The 3668-nt window shown below is 59.1% G+C and carries 2 protein-coding genes; one reads left to right on the top strand and one right to left on the bottom strand.

Features of this window, described 5'->3' with window-relative positions; translation table 11 throughout:
• Positions 1-46: 46 nt before the first annotated feature.
• Positions 47-2935, bottom strand: a complete 2889-nt coding sequence (locus ACRBB0_RS15160; RefSeq protein WP_431375287.1) for a Tn3 family transposase — start codon at positions 2933-2935, stop codon at positions 47-49.
• A gap of 94 nt (positions 2936-3029) precedes the next feature.
• Between ACRBB0_RS15160 and ACRBB0_RS15155 the strand changes: the two genes are divergently transcribed.
• Positions 3030-3635, top strand: coding sequence for a recombinase family protein (locus ACRBB0_RS15155; RefSeq protein WP_431375286.1), 606 nt, complete (start codon positions 3030-3032; stop codon positions 3633-3635).
• The last annotated feature ends 33 nt before the right edge of the window (positions 3636-3668 follow it).

Here is a 3668-nt window from a genome sequence, read left to right as displayed (position 1 = left end):
GGGGTCTGCTCCGGCTGGGGGCAAAATGACACCCTAAGGCTGGAGATCACCCGGCTTTCCATCTGTATTCGCCTGTGAGCAGGATATGCGCCCATCCGAGTGGCGAGATGTGCGCCAGGAGTTGGGGTGAACAATCGAGACCAGCGCGCTTTCGCGTGGTGACGGCATGGCCAAGGTGCTTGGTGTTCCAATAGATGATGATCGCGGCCAGCAGGTTCAGCCCCGCCATGCGGTAGTGCTGTCCCTCGGCGGTTCCGTCGCGGATTTCACCCTGTCGCCCGATGCGTAGGGCATTTTTCAACGCGTGATGCGCTTCACCCTTGTTCAGACCGATCTGGGCACGGCGCTGCATGTCGGCGTCCAGCAACCAGTCGATAATGAACAGAGAGCGCTCGATCCGCCCGATCTCCCGTAAGGCGACAGCCAGTTCGTGTTGACGGGGATATGATGCGAACTTCCTCAACAACTGGCTGGGTGGCATGACACCCGCCGCCATGGTAGCGACGGCGCGCAAAATGTCCGGCCAGTTTTCCGTGATCAGCTTTTCTCTGATCTTTCCACCGACCAGCCCACGGATTTCCCTCGGCGCAGCGGAGGGATCGAAGAGATAGAGCCGTTTTGATGGCAGGTCACGGATGCGGGGAACAAAGCGATACGACAGGAGCGCGGTTGCCGCGAAGACATGATCCGTGAAGCCGCCGGTGTCGGCGTATTGCTCTTTGATTTTCTTCCCAACCTCGTTCATCAGCAGGCCGTCCAGAATGTATGGGGCCTCGTTGACGGTCGCAGGGATATTCTGTGTGGCAAACGGGCCGAACTGGTCGGAGACATGGGTGTAGGCCTTCAAGCCGGGCTCCTGCCCATATTTCGCGTTGATGAGGTTCATCGCCTCACCATGCCTCGTAGTTGGAAAGAACTGACCGTCGCTTGAAGCGGTCGTACCGCCGCCCCAGAACTGCGCCATCGGCAAATTGGTCTGCGCATCGATCACCTTGGCGAGCGCCCTATTGATGGCATCGCTTTCAACATGCCAGCGGGACAAGCGCGAGAGTTGGAAGTAGTCGTGTGAACTGGTCGCCTCGGCCATTTTGCTGAGGCCAAGGTTCAATCCCTCGGCCAGCAGCACGTTTAACAGCCCGATGCGATCCTTGCAGGGAACGCCGGTGCGCAGATGCGTGAAGGCTTCGGCGAAGCCGATATCGTCATCAACTTCCTGCAGCAGATCGGTGATCCGGATGGCAGGCAGGCGGCCATAGAGGTCAAGCACCATGCCATCAGCATCCGCCGGGATTGCTGCCGTCAAACGATCAACCTTGAGAACGCCGTTCTCGATTGAACCGCCAGGAATCGCGCCAGCTCTGGCAGCCTTGGCCAAACGCTTCATACCTTCTGCCAGCCTTGCCTTGCGATCATCGAGCCAGATCTCAGGTTCGAATGGCATCGTCAGGCGAGGGCACGCCTTGGCGGCTTCTATCGGTACCAAAGCCTGTTTCAGATCAGCGTAGCGCCGGGAGTGGGGCAGCCAGATATCGCCGGATCGGAAGGCTTCACGCACCTGGAACAACACGGCGACCTCCCAAAGCCGATTGTCACCTGGGTCTTGGGCATTGAGGTGCCGATACCATTTCGAGGTTCGGCGCAAGAAGCCAACCTGACGGGACGCATCGGTTTGATCATCGGCTATGACCTTGGTTGCCTGCATTAAAGGCATCGCCACCGGCGCGGCGCTGATATCGAGCACCCGCAGCATTCTTGGGGCATAGCGCCGGAACCGGTGATATCCATGAACGACATGAGACAGGGCGTCAGCTGCCATCGTGTCGGTCAACTCGGCCGCGGTTGCCACCATACGTTCGAGGTGAGACCAGCCACACGCAAGTTCAATGGCCGCTTCAAGGGATGCGCCATCCGCCTTGGCTTCCAGCAGAGCGGCACCCAGATCCTTGAAGGAACGTAATGTTTCACGCAGCGATGATCTGGCATCCGCGATACGCGCGTCGGACAGCCTCTTCGCATCCCGCCAGGTCTTGCCAACAATCCGGTCGTGGGTTTCGATCACGGTATCGGCGATAGCCGCCTTCCACTCTACCACACAGACAGCAAGGATCGCCAGGCGCCGGTCACTCGTGATGTCGCGCAACCCATCTGCAAAGTAGCGCTCGCCCTGGCGACGCAGGCGGGTGACCCGGTGTGGTGGTACGTCGGCCAGAATATCCGGTGAGAGGTCCAATTCCTGCAAAAACTCTAAGCGGTCCAGAAGTCGCGATGCTCCAGCCGAGTTGCTGCCTGCCTCGAAACGGCGAAGCCAGATGAACCGGGTGACATTGCCATCCACGATCTCGGTCAACAGCGCGTCCAGGCGTTCTTTCGTTTCATCGTCGATCCTGTTGGTGATCCGGCTTTCGGTCTGGCGCTCAGCCGACACCAGAGCATCTGCGCACAGCCGTTCGATGACAGAGATGCCGGGCAGGATCACCTGCGACCGGCGGCACTCTTCGACAAATCGGCGCGCCAGGTCTTCGTTGGATCGGGCAGTTTCAGCCTCATTCCCAAGCCAGGCTTTCATACAGCGCGCGCCTTGGCCCGAGAACATCTTGAAGTCGTAAATCTGGCGCAGGGCGTGCAGGTGCTGCTGACGGGTTTGCCGACGTGCGGCATAGGGTATGACATCGTCGCCGGTCAGGCCCAACTGAGCCGCGATGAAGCGCAATACCTTTTCCGGGATGACCTCACCAGAGGACAACAGCCGACCAGGATAGCGTAGGGCGCAGAGCTGTAGGGCAAATCCGATCTTGTTCTCCGGCCGCCGCCGTTCGTTGATGTGCTCGATATCGTCGTCTGCCAGCGTGTAATGCCGCAGCATTAAGGTCTCGTCAGTCGGCAGGTCGAAAAGCGCCGAACGCTGGCGCTCGGTCAGAATGGACCGTCTTGGCATGTTGGGTTGTCCTTGTTAATCAGATGTCTGTCTGGGACACATTTCGCACCAACAAAATCAACGACTTGCAAGGCCAAATTCCAGAGGGGTTCAATTGGGACAGCGAGCGGCCATCTATGCCAGGGTTTCCACCGCCGATCAGTCGTGTGACAGGCAGGTGATGGAACTAACCGCTTTCGCAGAACGCAGCGGCTACGAGGTGGTAGGCACCTTCAAGGAGACGGCCTCTGGCGCTTCGGCCAATCGTGTCGCCCGGAACCGAATTCTCGATCTGGCTCAGGCACGGCAGATTGATGCCATCCTCGTCAGCGAGCTGTCCCGGTGGGGCCGCTCCACTCAAGATCTGTTGGACACATTGAACAAGCTGGCCGGCTGGAAGGTTTCGGTCGTTGCCATGAGTGGTATGACTTTCGAACTGGACACGCCGCATGGCCGGATGATGGCGACCATGCTGGCAGGAATTGCCCAGTTCGAATGCGACCTGCTCAGCGAACGCGTCAAATCAGGTCTTGCCGCGGCCCGGGCGCGCGGCAAGAAGCTCGGGCGCCAACCCGGACAACGGCCAAAATCCGACAAACTCGCACCGAAAGTCGTTCAAGCCGTGGCGGAGGGTCGCTCATACCGATGGATTGCTCGCGATCTGGGCATCAGCAAAAACACTGTGCTCGACATTATGAAACGTCATCGCGAAAAATCTTAGGGTGTCATTCTGCCCCCAGCCGGAACAGACCCC

This window comes from Pelagimonas sp., from assembly GCF_050633425.1.
Lineage (GTDB): Bacteria > Pseudomonadota > Alphaproteobacteria > Rhodobacterales > Rhodobacteraceae > Pelagimonas.
This window is presented reverse-complemented; position numbering and strand designations above follow the sequence as displayed.